The sequence below is a fragment of the Pseudomonas oryzihabitans NBRC 102199 genome, from assembly GCF_000730625.1.
GTDB lineage: Bacteria > Pseudomonadota > Gammaproteobacteria > Pseudomonadales > Pseudomonadaceae > Chryseomonas > Chryseomonas oryzihabitans.
In genome coordinates this window covers 437,460-450,734 of record NZ_BBIT01000009.1, presented here as the reverse complement: position 1 = coordinate 450,734, position 13,275 = coordinate 437,460, and the positions used below count along the sequence as shown (strand labels likewise).

Here is a 13,275-nt window from a genome sequence, read left to right as displayed (position 1 = left end):
CCTCGAAGGAATGCTGGCCAGAGCATACCGCGCCCGGGGTCATCCTGCCTTAGCTTGGCAGAGCCAATGCAGATAGCGGCCGAGACCGGCGAAGGCCGGATGCCGTCGATGGGCCAGTTCCATGGCCACCAGCTCCTCGCCCGCGGCGCGCGCCTGGAATTCCGGCGGCATGTAGTCATGGAAGACCCGTACGCCACTGCGCGCCCGGATCCGCCAGTCCGGTGCCAGCCAGGCCTCGACCTCGCGCGGGTCCAGCGGTTGTTGCGGGGTGAGGCCGCGTTGGCCCGCGCCGGCGTATTCACCCTGCCTGAGTTTGCGAAAGTGCCCCTTGAGCAGGTTGCGATAGATCAGGGCATCGCGGTTGTAGAAGGCCAGCGACAGCCAGCCGTCCGGCGCCAGGCAGCGTTGCAGGGTCGGCAGGATCGCCGTGGGCGTCTCCAGCCATTCCAGCACCGCGTGGCAGAGCACCAGATCGAAGGGTTCGGCGAAGAAGGGCAGCTCCTGCCAGGGCCGCGCCAGCCAGGCGGCGTCGAGGCCGGCGGCGGCGAAGGCCTCCTGGGCCCCCGCCAGCATGGGCGCCGAGGGTTCGGCCAGGGTCACCGCATGGCCCTGTTGCGCCAGCCAGAGACTCATGTGGCCGAGCCCGGCGCCGATGTCCAGCACCCGCAGCGGGCGTTGCGGCAGCACCTCGGTCAGATCCGCCTGCAATACGGCCAGGCGGATGGCGCCCTTGGTGCCGCCATAGATGTTGGCGGCGAAACGGGTGGCGCGGTCGTCGAAGAAGGTATCGCTCACGGCAGGAAGCGCCTCTCGTTATCGGCCAGCTTGGCCAGCACCGCCTGTTCCACGTCCAGCTCCAGTTCGCTGCCCAGTTGCAGCAGATAGAGCAGCACATCGGCGATTTCCTGGCCGGCGTGTTCGCGCTCGGCGGCGCTCAGGGCGCGGGCTTCGACATCGCTCTTCCACTGGAAGATCTCCACCAGTTCGGCCATCTCGACGCTGGCGGCCATCGCCAGATTCTTGGGGTTGTGATAGCGCCGCCAGGCGTTGGCATCGCGGATCGCGTGCAGGCGGGTGAGCAGGGCGGGGAGGTCCATGGGCGTCCGGGGGTCGAAAAAACGCCATTCTCCCATGGCTGAACGCGCAGGCGGCAGTGGCTCGTCCGCCGACCCGCGAGACAGCCTCGCGCCGCTGCTCTACCCTGGGCGCAACACCGATTCGCTGGCTGCGGGAGCCCTGATGAAAGCTTGTCTGTCCGGACTGGGGTTGGCCCTGCTGCTGACCACCGGCGTCGCCCATGCCGAAAAGCTGCTGCTGGAAGGCACCCTGGGCCAGGCCCGGGTGGTGGTGGAGCTCGATCCCACCGCCAATGACGAAGCCTATGGGCGCTATTTCTACGACCGCTATCGCCGCGACCTGCGCCTGAGCGGTCCGGCCCAGCCGGGCGACCGGCTGGAGCTGGAGGAGGGCGCGCCCTGGCAGGAGGGCGCCAAGGCCAGCTGGTCGCTGACGCGCGGCACCGACGGTCGCTGGACCGGCAGCTGGAGCGGGGCCGGCAAGACCCTGCCCCTCGCCCTGGCCCCGCTGCACCTGGCGCAGCCCGCCGCGGACGATCGCTATCGGCAGCAACTGCGCCGGGACGACCCCTACGAATATCGCCGTCTGCAGGGACTCCAGCTGGAACCGGGCGAGCGCCAGACCTTCATGGGGCGTGAGCTGCGCGGATGGCGCGAGCCGGTCTCGGGCATGCAGCTGTTTACCGTGGAGGGCGCCAGCGAGGCGGCCAATGCCGTGCTGCGCGACCGCCTCTGGGCGGAGGTGGACGCTCATCTGAGCTGCATCGGTCCTGACGGCGAGCACAGCCTGCAGGTGACCCCGCAGTTGCTCACCGAGCGGGTGCTCAGCGTCAATCTGTTCAGCCAGTACAGCTGCAGCGGCGCGGCCCACCCGGATTTCGGCAGCGCGCCCCTGACCCTGGATCTCCAGACCGGCCAGGAGCTGGCGCTGGAAGACGTTCTTTGGCTGGGTCACGGCCAGCCGATCCGCCCGCAGCCGGAGGATCGTTATTCCCAGGCCCTGGCGGACTATCGGGAACAGACCCTGGCGCCCTGGGTGATCGGGCTGTTCACCCGCCTGTATCCAGAGCTGATGCAGGCGCCGGCCGATGGCGACGGCTGCGATTATCGCAGCGCCGACGTCTGGCAATTCGCGCCCTGGTACCTGACGCCCAAGGGTCTCTACCTCGGTCCGACCTTCTTCCGCGCCGCCCGCAACTGCGACGAACCCGGCGGCACCCTGGTGCCCTACGCCGAGGTCCGCAAGCATCCGGGGCCGTTGGTGGGGCTGCTGCCACGCTAAACGCAGGTTGGGTTTAGCCCAGCGAAGCCCGACAGCAAGGAAAAGGTCTGGGATGTTGGGCTTCGACGATGAAGCCGTCTCAGCCCAACCTACGGCAGCGGGTCGCACGCTCGTGGGTTGGCGCTGAGCCTGTTGAAGTCCAGGATCGCCACCTGGCTCGGCAGTCCGATGGCCGGATGGCCGCGCTATGGCCCGAGGCCGCCGGGAGGTGGGTGCCGATCGCCGGCCTTTGCTACTTGCGTAGCAGCTTTTGCAGCCGGGCGTGCTGCCAGAGGGCGATTCGGTCGCGCAGGAAGAAGGTCTGGATGCCGCGGCCCAGCAGCAGAACTCCCCAGATGGCGGCGACCCACCAGGACCAGTGGCTGTCGGGCGAGGTCTCCCGATTGAGCACATAGAGAAAGATGCAGATGACCAGGCCTCGCAGCACCTGCCAATAGAAGCCGATCTCGGCGGCCACCTGTTCACGAGCATTGGCGATCCGCTCGTCTGCGGCGGATCCTGCTTCCTGGGAGGTTTGCTCGGTCAGATCGCTCACCCTGATCTCCAGGACGGCGGCCAGGGCGCTCAGCGTCTCCAGACTGGCCTGCTCGCCATTTTCGAGGCGTTGCACCGTACGGGTGCTGATGCCCGCGAGTTCGGCCAGCTGCTCTTGCGACCAGGCTCGCGCCAGGCGGTGTTCCTTGATCCTGTTGGGCAGTTGCATCTCGGTTTCTCCAGCGATGAGGGACGAGGGAAAGCCTAGCCGCAGACCCCTCTGTCCGACACGACGGCAACCCGACAGCAGCCTGACAGGGAGGCGACAGGGACCTGACGGCCTCGCCGGCAGGGGGATTCGGAAGCCCGTCTCCTCAGAGGATCCGTCCACTCTACACCGGCTATACCTGGTGGAAACCGTCCAGGGTTTCCACAACAGGTTCGGCTGCGCGTGGGTAAGGCTGCGCCGTTACCCACCCTGCAGTCAGCTGTCAGTCCGTAGCGTGGAAAACCGCGAAGCGTTTTCCACTGGGCATTGAGTATCGGCAGCGGACAGGGCTTCGCCGCCTTCCACTCTAGTCGTCGGCGATCAGCCGTTTGCCCAGGGTGACGACCTCGGCCTCCACATAACCCAAGGCCGCATAGAAGCCGAGGATCGCCGCATTGTCCCGGCGCACCATCAGCTGCAGCTTGGGGCAGCCGCGCTCGGTGAGCAGCTGTTCGGCGCTCGCCACCAGTCGCCGGGCATGGCCGCGGCGCTGGTGGGCGGGGGCCACCGCCAGGTAGTAGAGCCAGCCGCGATGGCCATCGGTGCCGACCATGGCGCTGGCCATGAGCACGCCGTCCGCTTCGCCCACCAAAAACAACTCGGGCTGCTCGGCGAGCTTGCGCTGGATGTCACGGTAGGGATCGTTCCAGGGACGGGTCAGACCGCAAGCCTGCCAGAGGCTGATCACGGCCTCGGTGTCGGCGGGCTGGAAGGGGCGGATATGCATGGGAAGTCCGGCAGCGGGATGAAGCCCAAAGATTACAGGTGCGTTCGAGGATGCTGCTGGCTTTAACGGCTCTATCGCGGCCATGGGCCGCTCCTACGGGTTCTGATCACCATGTAGGAGCGGCCCATGGCCGCGATAAGAGAGTTGCTGCTACGTACCAGCGTCAGTGAGTAGGTTGGATTGAGCGCCAGCGAAGCCCAACGGCGCCGTTGGCCTACAGAAAGTTCTCCGCATAGTGGCAGGCCACCTGGCGGGCTTCCACGTTGCGCAGCGCCGGGACCTCGGTCTTGCACTTTTCCGTCGCATAGGGGCAGCGGCGGTGGAAGACGCAACCAGGTGGCGGATCCAGCGGATTAGGCAGTTCGCCCTGGATGCGGATGCGCGGCTTGCTCGGATCCGGGTGCAGACTCGGGGTGGCCGACAGCAGCATCTGGGTATAGGGATGCAGGGGCCGCTCGAACAGCAGGTCGCGACTGGTCTTTTCGACGATGCAGCCCAGGTACATCACCATCACCTCGTCGGCGATGTGGCGCACCACCGAGAGGTTGTGGGAGATGAACACATAGGCCGTGCGGTACTGCTGTTGCAGATCCATGAACAGGTTGAGCACCTGCGCCTGGATGGACACGTCCAGCGCCGAGGTCGGCTCGTCCGCCACCAGCACCTTGGGCTGCAGCATCATGGCGCGGGCCACGGCGATGCGCTGGCGCTGGCCGCCGGAGAACATGTGCGGATAGCGCTGGTAGTGCTCGGGCCGCAAGCCCACCTGCTGCATCATCGCCTGCACCTTCTCGCGCCTTTCGGTGCGCGACAGGCTGGTGTTGATCTGCAGCGGCTCGGCCAGCTGGTCGCCGATCTTGCGCCGCGGATTGAGCGAGGCGTAGGGATTCTGGAACACCATCTGCACCTCGCGGCGCAGCTCCTTGCGGCGGGCGGCGTCGGCCTGGGCCACGTCTTGGCCGCCGATGACCAGGCTGCCGGCGGTGGGCTGCTCGATCAGGGTCAGGGCACGGGCCAGGGTGGACTTGCCACAGCCCGACTCGCCCACCACGGCCAGGGTGCGCCCGGCCTGGAGGTCGAAGGAGACGCCGTTGAGCGCCTTGACCGTGGCGCTGTCCTTGAACAGCCCGCGGGAGATTTGATAGTGCTGGGTCAGGCCCTTGGCTTCGAGCACGAGGTGCTCGGGCGCCTGCTCCGGGGTGGTGGAGCGGGCGAGGACGGTGGCTTCAGACGGCGCCATGGCGATCCTCCGGCAACTGGCTGGGACGTTGATGTTCGGGCAGCACCTCGGGGGCTTCGCCCGGGGCGACGTTGCGCGGGAAGAAGCAGCGCACCGCGCCGCGGTCATAGGGCTCCAGCGCCGGACGCTCCTGGCAGCGTGGCTGCACATAGGGGCAGCGCGGACTGAGCAGGCAGCCGGCCGGCCGGTCATAGCGACCGGGGACGATACCGGGCAGGGTGTGCAGGCGGTCCGTCTGGCTGTGCTCGGGAATGGCCGCCAGCAGGGCTTCGGTATAGGGGTGGGCGGGGGCGTCGAACAGCGTCGGCACCACGCCTTTCTCCACCGCCTGGCCGGCGTACATCACCACCACGCGCTGGGCGGTCTCGGCCACCACGGCGAGGTCGTGGGTGATGAGGATCAGGCCCATGCCCTCGTCGCGCTGCAGATTGACCAAGAGCTCCATGATCTGCGCCTGGATGGTCACGTCCAGGGCGGTGGTGGGTTCGTCGGCGATCAGCAGACGCGGCTCGGCGGCGATGGCCATGGCGATGGCGACGCGCTGGCTCATGCCCCCGGACAGCTGGTGCGGATAGGCGCCGAGACGGCTGGCCGCGGCCGGGATCTCGACCTTTTCCAGCAATTCCAGGGCGCGCTGGCGAGCGGCGCGACCCTTGAGGCCCAGATGCTGGCGGATCACCTCTTCCAGCTGGAAGCCCACGGTGTAGCTGGGGTTGAGCGCCGTCATCGGGTCCTGGAAGACCATCGACAGCTCCTTGCCGATCAGGTGGCGCCGGCGGCGACCCTTGAGGCTGAGCAGGTCCTGGCCGTCGAAGGCCAGGCGGTCGGCGGTGATGCGGCCGGGGTGATCGATCAGGCCCATCACGGCCATCATGGTCACCGACTTGCCGGAGCCGGATTCGCCGACGATGGCGACGATTTCGCCCTGATCCACCGTGAGATCGAGGCCTTCCACCACCGGCGGGGCGTCGGCGCCGCCGAAGCGCACCGAGAGGTTCTGGATTTCGAGGAGGCTCATGACTGCACCTTCAGACGCGGATCGAGGGCATCGCGCAGGCCGTCGCCCATCAGGTTGATGGCCAGCACGGTGAAGAGGATGGCGAGACCCGGCAGGGTCACCACCCACCAGGCGCGCTCGATGTAGTCACGGGCCGAGGCCAGCATGGTGCCCCACTCGGGAGTGGGCGGCTGCACGCCGAGGCCGAGGAAGCCCAGGGCGGCGGCATCGAGGATCGCCGAGGAAAAGCTCAGGGTGGCCTGGACGATCAGCGGCGCCATGCAGTTGGGCAGCACGCTGACGAACATCAGCCGCAGGGTGCCGGCGCCGGCCAGCCGCGAGGCGGTGACGTAGTCGCGGTGCAGTTCGCCCATCACCGCGGCGCGGGTCAGGCGCACATAGGACGGCAGCGAGACGATGGCGATGGCCACCACGGTGTTGATCAGGCCTGGGCCGAGGATGGCGACGATGGCCACGGCCAGCAGCAGCGAGGGCAGCGCCAGCATGATGTCCATCAGGCGCATGATCACCGGACCGGCGCGATTGGGCGAGAAGCCGGCGACCAGGCCGAGCAGGATGCCGGGGATCAGCGAGAAGACCACCGAGGCCAGGCCGATCAGCAGCGACAGCCGGGCGCCGTGGATCAGTCGGCTGAGCAGGTCACGCCCCAGCTCGTCGGTGCCCAGCGGGAACTGGCTGTTGCCGCCATCCAGCCATAGTGGCGGGGTGAGCATGAAGTCGCGGAATTGCTCGCTGGGCGCATGGGGGGCGACCCAGGGCGCGAAGAGCGCGCAGAACACCACGATGACCATGAAGATCAGCCCGCCAAGGGCGCCCTTGTTGCGGGCGAAGGCGTGCCAGAACTCCTTGAAGGGGGAGGGGTAGAGGGCGCTCGGGTCTTGAGCGGCCGGGGTGTTTACCGTTGTCATAGGCTCTGTCCGTTTGGGCGCATCAACGCTGGTGGCGGATGCGCGGATTGACCAGGCCGTAGAGGATGTCCACGACGAAATTGACCAGGATGACCAGGGTGGCGATCAGCAGGATGCCGTTCTGCACCACCGGGTAGTCCCGGGCGCCGATGGCCTCGATCAGCCACTTGCCGATGCCGGGCCAGGAAAAGATGGTTTCGGTGAGCACCGCGCCGGAGAGCAGGCTACCGACCTGCAGGCCGAGCACGGTCAGCACCGGGATCAGGGCGTTGCGCAGGGCGTGGACGAAGACCACCCGCTTGGGCGACAGGCCCTTGGCGCGAGCGGTGCGCACATAGTCCTCGCGCAGCACTTCGAGCATGGCCGAGCGGGTCATGCGCGCGATCACCGCCAGGGGAATGGTGCCCACCACGATGGCCGGCAGGATCAGGTGCTTGAGGGCATCGACGAAGGCGCCGGGCTCGTCGGAGAGCAGGGTGTCGATGAGCATGAAGCCGGTGCGCGGCGGGATGTCGTAGAGCAGGTCCAGACGACCGGAGACCGGGGTCCAGCCGAGCTGCACCGAGAACAGCATGATCAGCAGCAGGCCCCACCAGAAGATCGGCATGGAGTAGCCGGTCAGGGCCACGCCCATCACCCCGTGGTCCACCGTGGAGCCGCGCCTGAGGGCGGCGATGATGCCGGCCAGCACGCCGAACACCGTGGCGAACAGCATGGCCGCCACCGAGAGTTCCAGGGTGGCCGGGAACAGGGTCAGGAATTCGTCCCAGACCCCGACGCGGCTGCGCAGGGATTCGCCGAGGTTGCCCTGGGCGAGATTGCCGATGTAGTCGAAATACTGCTGGTACAGGGGCTTGTCGAGGCCCAGGCGGTGCATGGCTTCGGCGTGCATCTGCGGATCGACGCGGCGTTCGCCCATCATGACTTCCACCGGATCGCCGGGGATGAGGCGGATCAGGGCGAAGGTCAGCAGGGTGACGCCAAAGAACGTCGGTATCAGCAGCCCGAAGCGACGGGCGATGAAGGCGAGCATCGGAGGGGGTATCTCCTCTTGAGGCTGATCAAGACGGCGCGAGTACGTGCCCGGCCGCGTTTTTAAGTGAAAGCCCGCTCAAAAGCCCGCAGGCTTTTGATCTGACTCTCAGACCTTGTGGGTCCGGATTCATCCCTGCGCGGACCGTCCTGGTCCGCGACGAACGCGGCCTGCCAGCGGCAGCCTCGTTCGGTCCTACGAATAGGTTCGAAGAGCGCTCTGGGCCAGCGCTCCAAACCCGGCAGACTACCACGTTGCCACGGCCGTCGATATCCTCGACATGGCCAGGGCTTCGCCGGTGTTCGCGACGCGATCCCGGCGAGATGCCGGGCGCTGCACGAAATCCGCCGGGTTTCGTCATCACAGCAGGTTGAACGGCAGGGTGGAGACCAGGCGCAGCTCCTTGACGTTGCCGTCGACCTGGTTCTGGCTGGCGCGGTGATCGGTCAGCAGCAGGCGGAAGCGACTGTCCTTGAGCGTGCCCTGCTGCACCTTGTAGGTGGTGACCAGGCCGATCTCGTGGTGCTTCTCGCCATCCTGCTGCAGGACCTCGGCATAGTTGGCGTACTTGCCGGCGCCGGCGTCGTAGTGGGTGCCGTCGATGTCCCAACCCTTGGCGTACCAGACGCCGGTGCTCAGGCCGGGCACGCCGAAGTAGCTCCAATCGGTTTCGTAGCGGATCTGCAGCGACTTCTCGTTGGGGCCGTTGTAGTCCGAGACCAGGGAGTTGGCCAGGTAGATGGCCGCGGTCTCGTGGGCGTAGTCGAAGTACTCGTTGCCGTCGATCTGCTGGTAGGCCAGGGTCAGGCTGTGGGCCTGGTGGCTGCCGGTGAACGCCAGGCTCCAGGCGGTGTTGTCGATGTCGCCGGCCTTGGCGCTGCCGGCGTCGACGGTGCGATAGGCGTTGGCCACCGCCTTCCAGGCAAAGGTGTCGAGCGAGCCGCCGGCCTGGGTCACGCTCAGGAAGTACTGGTTCCAGACGTCTTCGAAGTTGGCGCCGTAGACGCTGACTTCCCAGCCCTGGGGCAGCTTGTAGTTGCCACCGAGAAAGCTCAGGCGGTCGGCGGTGACCTCGCGGGTGCCGTACTCGGTGGTCCACTTCTCGTCGCCGGCACCGGTCCGCGGGCTGACGCGGGTGAAGCTGCCACCCTGCAGCGAGAGGTTGTCCCATTCGTCGCTGGTCAGGGCGAAGCCGTCGAAACCGGAGGGGAAGGGCCGGTTGTCGTTGTAGCTGATCACCGGGGTGTCGAGCATGAAACGACCGATCTTGAGCTCGGTGTTGGAGACGCGGAAGCGCGCGTCGGCGATGCCCAGCTTGGACCACTCGGCATGGCCCTCGCCCTCGGCGTTGGCCAGGGTGCGGTTGCCGCCGCCACCGATCTGACCCTTGCCCCGCTCCAGGTTGGTGGCCTGATAGCCCGCCACGTCGATGCCAAAACCCACCGGGCCCTGGGTGTAGCCGGAGCTGTACTTGAGCGCCGTGGCCTGGACCCAGGTATTGCGCGAGTGGGTGCGCACCCGGGTACCGTTCTTGGTGTAGCTGAAGATCGGATCGGAGCTGGTCTCGCGGGCGAAGAAGTTGCGCGTGGCCAGGGTCAGGCTGTCGTCGGCGAAGAAGCCCTTGGCGCCTTCCTGGCCCTTCACCGGCTTCTGCACGTTGGGCAGGGTCTGGACCTCGTTGGCGTAGCTGGGATCTTCCGGCGCCGGGGACTGGGCGTGGGCGGTCAGGGCCAAGGTGAGTAGCGAGAGGGCGAGGCCTCCACGGTGGACGTTGGTCATCGGTTGTGCTCCAAAGCGGTCGTTTTTCTGTTTTTTTGGGCGTTTCCGGCACGACCGAACCCGTCGCGCCGAAACACGGCGCGAGGCGGGAAAGGTCGAGGGGCGGGCCGCCCGGGCCCGGTCGCTTACGGCATCAGGTGCCGATCAGTCGAGGGTCACCGTGGAGAAGTCGTAGACCCCCAGCGGACTCTGCACATAGCCCTGCACCTTGGGTTGCAGGACGTCGGTGAACAGCGGATGCGCCAGCGGAATCCAGGGCATCTGCTGGTGGAAGATCTGCTGGGCCTGTTCGTAGAGGGCGGTACGCTGGGCCGGGTCGTTGATGCGCTTGGCCTTTTCGATGGCGTCGTTGAAGGCCTTGTCGCACCAGAAGGCGCGGTTCTCGCCGCCCTGCACCGCGGCGCAGCTCAGGTTGTTGGTGAGGAAGTTGTCCGGGTCCCCGTTGTCGCCGGTCCAGCTCATCATCATCAGGTCGTGCTCGCCGGCCTTGGTGCGCTTGACGAATTCGCCCCACTCGAACTGGGTGATCTCGGCCTTGATGCCGATCTTGGCGAGGTCGCCCTGGATCAGCTGGGCCACCAGCGCCGGACTGCCGCCCGGGCCGGTGCCGGTGCTGATGTAGTACTTGAGGGTGAAGCCATCGGGATAGCCGGCTTCCTTGAGCAGCGCCTTGGCCTTCTCCACGTCATGGGGCCAGGGCTTGATGTCCTTGGCGTAGCCCAGCAGCGAAGAGGGATAGGGATTGATCGCCGCCTTGGCGCCGCCTTCGCCGAACACCGTCTTCAGGTAGTTCTGCTGATCGAAGGCCATGGCGATGGCCTGGCGCACCCGCACGTCGCTCAGCGCCTTGTGCTTGGTGTTCAGCGCCAGGTAGGAGGTGGTCTGGCTTTCCACCTGGGCCAGCTTGAGGCTCTTGTCCTGCTTGAGCATCGGCACGTCCTGCGGCTTGACCGTCAGGCCGATCTGGCACTCGTTGTTGCGCACCCGCTGGATGCGCACATTGGGATCCAGGGTCACCGCCAGCACCAGGCCGTCCATCTGCGGCTTCTTGCCGAAGTAGTCCGGATTGACCTTGTAGCGGGTGTTGGAATCCTTGGCATAGCGCTGGAAGACGAAGGGACCGGTGCCGATGGGCTTCTGGTTGATGTCGTCGGTCTTCTTGCTGGCCAGCAGGCTGTCGGCGTATTCCTTGGACAGGATCGAGCCGAAGGCCATGGCCAGGTCGGCGAGGAAGGGCGCCTCGGGCTGGTTGAGGGTGAAGCGCACGTGGCTGTCGTCCACCTTGTCGATGGACTTGATCAGGGTGCCCATCTCCATGGCGGCGGCATAGGGATAGCCGCTCGGGGAGAGGTTGTACCAGGGATTGTTCTTGTCGAGCATGCGCTCGAAGCTGAACACCACGTCGTCGGCGTTGAAATCGCGCGTGGGCTTGAAGTAGTCGGTGGTGTGGAATTTTACCCCCTGGCGCAGGGTGAAGGTGTACTGCAGGCCATCCGGGGAGACCTCCCAGCTTTCCGCCAGGCCCGGCTCCAGCTCGGCGGTGCCCTGCTTGAATTCCACCAGGCGGTTGTACAGCGGGGTGGCCGAGGCGTTGAAGGTATAGCCGGAAGTGTAGCGACCCGGATCGAAGCCTTCCGGATTGGCCTCGGTGCAGACCACCAGGGGGCGTGCCAGGGCGGCATTGGCCGTCAGGCAGAGGAGGGCGGCGAGAGACAGCGAGAATAGCGGTTTGGACACGGAAGGCTCCTCGTGAAGGCCCGCGAGGCGGGCCGGACAGGGTCAGCGGTCGAGGCTTACGCCATAGAAACCGGTGACGCCGAAGGGGTTGATCTTGAAGCCCTGCACTTCTTTGCGCATGGGCTGGGACACCACCGAGTGGGCCATGGGGCTCACCGGCAGCTGCTGGCGAATGATCTGTTGCGCCTGCTCGTAGAGACGGGTGCGTTCGGCGCGATCGTTGCTGGTCTTGGCCTTCTGGATGAGGGCGTCGTAGCTCTTGTCGCACCAGCGCGCATAGTTGCTGCCGCCGATGGCGCTGCAGCCATAGAGCACGCCCAGCCAGTTGTCGGGATCGCCGTTGTCGCCGGTCCAGCCATAGGTCAGCACATCGTGTTCGCCAGCCTTGGCTCTCTTGATGTACTCACCCCATTCGTAGCTGACGATCTTGGCCTTGATGCCGACCTTGGCCCAATCCTGCTGGATCATCTGCGCCGACTGGCGGGCGTTGGGGTTGGAGGCGCGCTGCACCGTCATGGCCCAGAGCGCGATCTCGGTGCCGTCCTTGATCCCCGCCTGCTTGAGCAGGGCCTTGGCCTTTTCCGGGTCGTAGGGCGCGCCCTTGATGTTCTTGTCGTAGGACCATTGGTTCGGCGGGATCACGTTCTGCGCGACCTGGCCGGCGCCCTGGAACACGGTGTCGACGATGGCCTGCTTGTTGATGGCCATGTCCAGGGCACGCCGCACCTCGGGCTTGTCCAGCGGTGGATGCTGGACGTTGTAGGCGAGGAAGCCGACGTTGAAGCCCGGCTGCTGCAGCACCTTGAGCTGCGGATCCTGCTTCATCTCCACCAGGTCCGCCGGACGCGCATAGCCGCTCACCTGGCATTCGTTGGCCTTGAGCTTCTGCAGGCGGGTGGCGGCATCGGGGGTGATGGCGAAGATCAGGTTGTCGAGCTTGACGTCCTCGGGCTTCCAGTAGTCCGGGTTGGCCTTGTAGCGGATCACCGCATCCTTCTGGTAGCGGCTGAAGACGAAGGGACCGGTGCCGATCGGCTTCTGGTTGATCTCGGCCGCCTTGCCGGCCTTGAGCAGCTTGTCGGCGTATTCGGCCGACTGGATCGACGGGAAGGGCATCGCCAGATTCTGCAGGAAGGCGGCGTCCACTTCGTTGAGGGTCATGCGCACCGTGTAGTCGTCGACCTTTTCCACCTTGGCGATGTTCTGGTCGAGGCCCATGTCGGTGAAGTAGGGGAATTCGGTGGGGTAGGCCTTCCGGAACGGATTGTTCTTGTCCAGCATGCGCTGGAAGGTGAACAGGACGTCATCGGCATTGAATTCGCGGGTCGGCTTGAAGTAGTCCGTGGTGTGGAATTTCACGCCCTTGCGCAGGTGGAAGGTGTAGACCTTGCCGTCTTCGCTGATGTCCCAGCTTTCTGCCAGTCCCGGCTTGACCTGGGTACCGCCGCGCTCGAACTGGGTCAGCTTGTTGAAGATGGTTTCCGCCGACGCATCGAAGTCGGTGCCGGTGGTGTATTGCGCCGGATCGAAGCCGGCCGGGCTGCCTTCGGAGCAGAACACCAGGTTGGTCGCCTGGGCCAGGGGTGCGCCGGCCAGCAGACCGGAAGCGAAGAGGGCAGCGAGTACGTTCTTGTGCATGGAGACCTCATGTCGGGGACGGCGCAACACGATGTGGCGTTGCGAAACAGAATGCCGATGTCTTGTGGACAGATGAGCCCACATGCACAGCCTGT

12 protein-coding genes are annotated in these 13,275 nt (G+C 66.2%); 1 reads left to right on the top strand and 11 read right to left on the bottom strand.

Going from position 1 to position 13,275, the window contains the following annotated elements; genetic code table 11:
• Positions 1-39 precede the first annotated feature (39 nt).
• On the bottom strand, positions 40-795 hold the full coding sequence (locus POR01S_RS12445) for a methyltransferase domain-containing protein (RefSeq protein ID WP_042136105.1): 756 nt from the start codon (positions 793-795) through the stop codon (positions 40-42).
• A complete protein-coding gene (locus POR01S_RS12440; RefSeq protein WP_007159555.1) occupies positions 792-1,097 on the bottom strand; it encodes a nucleotide pyrophosphohydrolase in 306 nt (101 codons plus the stop codon). Before POR01S_RS12440 ends, POR01S_RS12445 begins: the two co-directional genes overlap by 4 nt.
• Positions 1,098-1,239: 142 nt before the next feature.
• Between POR01S_RS12440 and POR01S_RS12435 the strand changes: the two genes are divergently transcribed.
• Positions 1,240-2,358, top strand: coding sequence for a hypothetical protein (locus POR01S_RS12435; RefSeq protein WP_042136104.1), 1,119 nt, complete (start codon positions 1,240-1,242; stop codon positions 2,356-2,358).
• A 232-nt stretch (positions 2,359-2,590) separates the two neighbouring features.
• Here the strand turns inward: POR01S_RS12435 and POR01S_RS12430 are convergent, their stop codons facing one another.
• From POR01S_RS12430 to POR01S_RS12390, 9 genes are all read right to left on the bottom strand, one after another.
• Entirely contained in the window at positions 2,591-3,061 is a 471-nt protein-coding gene (locus tag POR01S_RS12430) for a helix-turn-helix domain-containing protein (protein ID WP_027597112.1), read from the bottom strand.
• Positions 3,062-3,407: 346 nt separating this feature from the next.
• On the bottom strand, positions 3,408-3,827 hold the full coding sequence (locus POR01S_RS12425; protein WP_042136101.1) for a GNAT family acetyltransferase: 420 nt from the start codon (positions 3,825-3,827) through the stop codon (positions 3,408-3,410).
• Positions 3,828-4,041: 214 nt separating this feature from the next.
• The gene (locus POR01S_RS12420) at positions 4,042-5,067 is read right to left on the bottom strand and encodes a peptide ABC transporter ATP-binding protein (RefSeq protein WP_037007201.1); all 1,026 of its coding nucleotides are present in this window, start codon (positions 5,065-5,067) and stop codon (positions 4,042-4,044) included.
• Complete coding sequence (locus POR01S_RS12415) at positions 5,054-6,085, bottom strand: ABC transporter ATP-binding protein (RefSeq protein WP_007159551.1); 1,032 nt, start codon at positions 6,083-6,085, stop codon at positions 5,054-5,056. Before POR01S_RS12415 ends, POR01S_RS12420 begins: the two co-directional genes overlap by 14 nt.
• On the bottom strand, positions 6,082-6,993 hold the full coding sequence (locus POR01S_RS12410; protein WP_027602553.1) for an ABC transporter permease subunit: 912 nt from the start codon (positions 6,991-6,993) through the stop codon (positions 6,082-6,084). Before POR01S_RS12410 ends, POR01S_RS12415 begins: the two co-directional genes overlap by 4 nt.
• A gap of 22 nt (positions 6,994-7,015) precedes the next feature.
• Positions 7,016-8,026: an ABC transporter permease subunit gene (locus POR01S_RS12405; RefSeq protein WP_007159549.1), complete on the bottom strand. Its 1,011-nt coding sequence runs from the start codon at positions 8,024-8,026 to the stop codon at positions 7,016-7,018.
• Between the two features lie 360 nt (positions 8,027-8,386).
• Positions 8,387-9,805 carry an OprD family outer membrane porin gene (locus POR01S_RS12400; RefSeq protein WP_027602554.1) on the bottom strand — a complete coding sequence of 473 codons (1,419 nt, stop codon included), beginning with the start codon at positions 9,803-9,805 and terminating at the stop codon, positions 8,387-8,389.
• 144 nt (positions 9,806-9,949) lie between these two features.
• Positions 9,950-11,542, bottom strand: coding sequence for an ABC transporter substrate-binding protein (locus tag POR01S_RS12395; protein ID WP_027597107.1), 1,593 nt, complete (start codon positions 11,540-11,542; stop codon positions 9,950-9,952).
• A 42-nt stretch (positions 11,543-11,584) separates the two neighbouring features.
• Complete coding sequence (locus POR01S_RS12390; RefSeq protein WP_042136099.1) at positions 11,585-13,180, bottom strand: ABC transporter substrate-binding protein; 1,596 nt, start codon at positions 13,178-13,180, stop codon at positions 11,585-11,587.
• Positions 13,181-13,275 lie beyond the last annotated feature (95 nt).